The organism is Alcanivorax sp. HI0044, from assembly GCF_001634945.1.
Window position 1 is genome coordinate 1 of record NZ_LWEZ01001154.1, and the last position, 2623, is coordinate 2623.

Genomic DNA, 2623 nt, shown 5'->3' on the forward strand with positions numbered 1-2623 from the left:
ACTGAAAATCGACGAAAGCGACGTCGTTTCCTTGATTACAGCCAACCAAAAAGACAGCAGCGCATAGGCCCATCATCATTTTGAACATTGCTTTTCCTCGTTTATTTGCCACATGCGAGTTGATTCTGAAAGGGAGGCCTGATGCAAGCCGCCCCGTTATTGTTGTTGAGTCCATATGACCATGGAGTCCATAAGCGGGCAAGGCCCGGCGCGGAGTCACTGACAAGAAAGTCGTTAGCCGTTCTGGCTGGCACCGGACAAGCAAACGATAACAATGCAGCCGTTGCGGATCTGTAGTCCGTAGCGGCTTTTTTGTGTGGGAGATTGGCTAGGGGAGGGCGGCAGTTGTTTGTAGCTGTTTGCCCTTAACAAGTGCCGCTGCACTTACATTTCACTTACGGCGTTCCTATCAGGGAGGGTGGGCATCTGTAAGTTTCTGATTTAATTGGTGCCCCGGAGACGATTCGAACGTCCGACCTAGCGCTTAGGAGGCGCTTGCTCTATCCAACTGAGCTACCGGGGCATGGCTGCTGATTGTAAGGACTTTCAGCGGTGGCGCCAGTTTTCAGGAAACGGGTGGTTGTTTTTTATGCGAGAGGCGGTAAGCAGTCGTTCCGTCAGTTGAATCTCCTGCAGGCTCCACCAGGGCCACTTCATGCTTGTTATCGTCTCGGGGGCACAATCTTGTCGAAACTCGTAGCTCGTAGCTCGTAGCTCGATTCCCCCCCCCCTTCACGTAACGTTTGCGACAAGCCTGCATCCAATTGATAGCATTAAGGAAATTGAAACAGGTGAAATATGCAGGACACCCACGATTTATTGGTGCGAAGCAGCACGGATTTTCCGCCACTGCGTCGCCATGCCACTTCCGTGTTGCAGGTAAACCTGGGTTATCTGTGCAACCTGAGTTGTGTGCACTGCCATGTGAATGCCGGCCCCACCCGCACCGAGCTGATGGACAAGGCCACCATCGATCTGATTCTTCAGGTCATTCGCAAGCGGGATATCAAGGTGATCGACCTGACCGGCGGCGCGCCGGAGATGAACCCCCACTTTCGTTACCTGGTGCGCGAATGCCATGCACTCGGTGTGGAGGTCATCGACCGCTGTAATCTCACCATTCTGCTCGAGCCGGGCTACGAAGATTTGCCTCAGTTTTTGGCTGACCACGACGTGCATGTGGTGGCCTCCCTGCCGTGCTATTCCGAAGAAAACGTGAACAAGCAACGGGGCAAGGGCGTGTTTCAGGGCAGCCTTGAAGCCATTCGCCGCCTGAACGAGAAAGGCTACGGGGACGACAAGGTGCTGGACCTTGTCTATAACTCCACCGGCGCGACGTTACCGCCTCCACAGGCTGCCCTCGAAGCTGACTACAAGCGTGAATTGATGACGCATTTCGGTTTGCGTTTCAATCATTTGCTGACGATTACCAACATGCCTATCAGTCGTTTCGGTGCGGTGTTGCTGGCCCATGATCAGTTCAACGACTACATGCAGCTGCTGCGCGACAGCTACAATCGCGACACCCTGCCGGCCTTGATGTGCCGCTCCATGGTGAGCGTGGATTACCAGGGCTATCTCTACGATTGTGACTTCAACCAGATGCTGGACATGCCGCAAGGCCACCACGAAGGTCACCAGCATCTGTCGAGCTTGCTGAAAGACGATATTGAGGGCGAGCCGATTTATGTGGCCGACCACTGTTTCGGTTGCACGGCAGGGGCGGGAAGTAGCTGTGGTGGTTCGCTGGAATGAGCCGCATTAGTGTCATCGTACCGGTGCTGAACGAGGCGGATACCCTGGCCGGGTCACTGGCACGACTGCGCGCTGCGCTGCGTGACGGTGACGAATTGATCGTGGCGGATGGCGGCAGTAGCGACTCCAGCATGGATATCGCCCGGCAGCTAGCGGACACGGTGCTGGCCAGCGAGCAGGGGCGCAGCATCCAGATGAATACCGGGGCGGTGTGTGCCAGCGGTGTGTGGCTCTGGTTTGTTCATGCTGATACCGTGCTCGACTCGCGGCATCGCGACGCCCTGAATGGGGTGGCCAGCACCGCTGTGTGGGGGCGGTTCGATGTACGCCTCAGTCGGCCGCGGCCGCTGTTTCGTGTTATCGCCTTGATGATGAACTGGCGCTCCCGTGTTACCGGGATCGCCACCGGCGACCAGGCCCTGTTTGTGCGCCGTGATGTGTTTCGTGAACAGGGCGGGTTTCCCGAGCAGCCATTGATGGAAGATATTGCCCTGTCGCGCCGGTTGCGTGCGCTGGCGCGCCCGGTGTGCCTGCGCCCGCCCTTGACCACCAGCAGCCGCCGCTGGGAGGCCAACGGTCCCTGGCGAACCATCTGGTTGATGTGGAGCCTGCGCTTTCGCTACTGGCGCGGAGCCAGCCCGGAGTCGCTGCACCGCGACTATTACGGGGGAGATGCCAGGTGACCGCCACGCCATTGCTGATTGTTTTCGCCCGTGCCCTTCACCCAGGCCAGGTTAAAACCCGTTTGATCCCTGGTTTCGGTGCCGATGGTGCCTTGCAGATTTATCAGCAGTTACTCTGGCAGACGTTTGCTGCCGCTGAGGCGTTTCCCGGTGATGTGCAGCTGTGGCTCGACAAGCCGGATGCG

At 57.5% G+C, this 2623-nt stretch carries 2 protein-coding genes, 1 tRNA gene and 1 pseudogene; 3 read left to right on the top strand and 1 reads right to left on the bottom strand.

Annotation, left to right across the window (positions count from 1 at the left end; genetic code table 11):
• Positions 1-446 precede the first annotated feature (446 nt).
• Positions 447-523: transfer RNA gene (locus A3730_RS14850), tRNA-Arg, on the bottom strand.
• A gap of 275 nt (positions 524-798) precedes the next feature.
• Here A3730_RS14850 and arsS point away from each other — a divergent pair.
• From arsS to A3730_RS14865, 3 genes and pseudogenes are all read left to right on the top strand, one after another.
• On the top strand, positions 799-1755 hold the full coding sequence (arsS, locus tag A3730_RS14855; RefSeq protein WP_063520378.1) for an arsenosugar biosynthesis radical SAM (seleno)protein ArsS: 957 nt from the start codon (positions 799-801) through the stop codon (positions 1753-1755).
• Positions 1752-2438 (top strand): TIGR04283 family arsenosugar biosynthesis glycosyltransferase, encoded by a 687-nt coding sequence (locus A3730_RS14860; RefSeq protein ID WP_063520377.1) that lies wholly within the window; start codon positions 1752-1754, stop codon positions 2436-2438. Before arsS ends, A3730_RS14860 begins: the two co-directional genes overlap by 4 nt.
• Positions 2435-2623: pseudogene (locus tag A3730_RS14865) on the top strand (glycosyltransferase); the annotation flags it as partial. The gene A3730_RS14860 and the pseudogene A3730_RS14865, both read left to right, overlap by 4 nt.

Excerpts from the sequence above, each read along its gene's own strand:
- A3730_RS14860 (WP_063520377.1), top strand. The coding sequence starts at position 1,752 with ATGAGCCGCATTAGTGTCATCGTACCGGTGCTGAACGAGGCGGATACC.
- arsS (WP_063520378.1), top strand. The coding sequence starts at position 799 with ATGCAGGACACCCACGATTTATTGGTGCGAAGCAGCACGGATTTTCCG.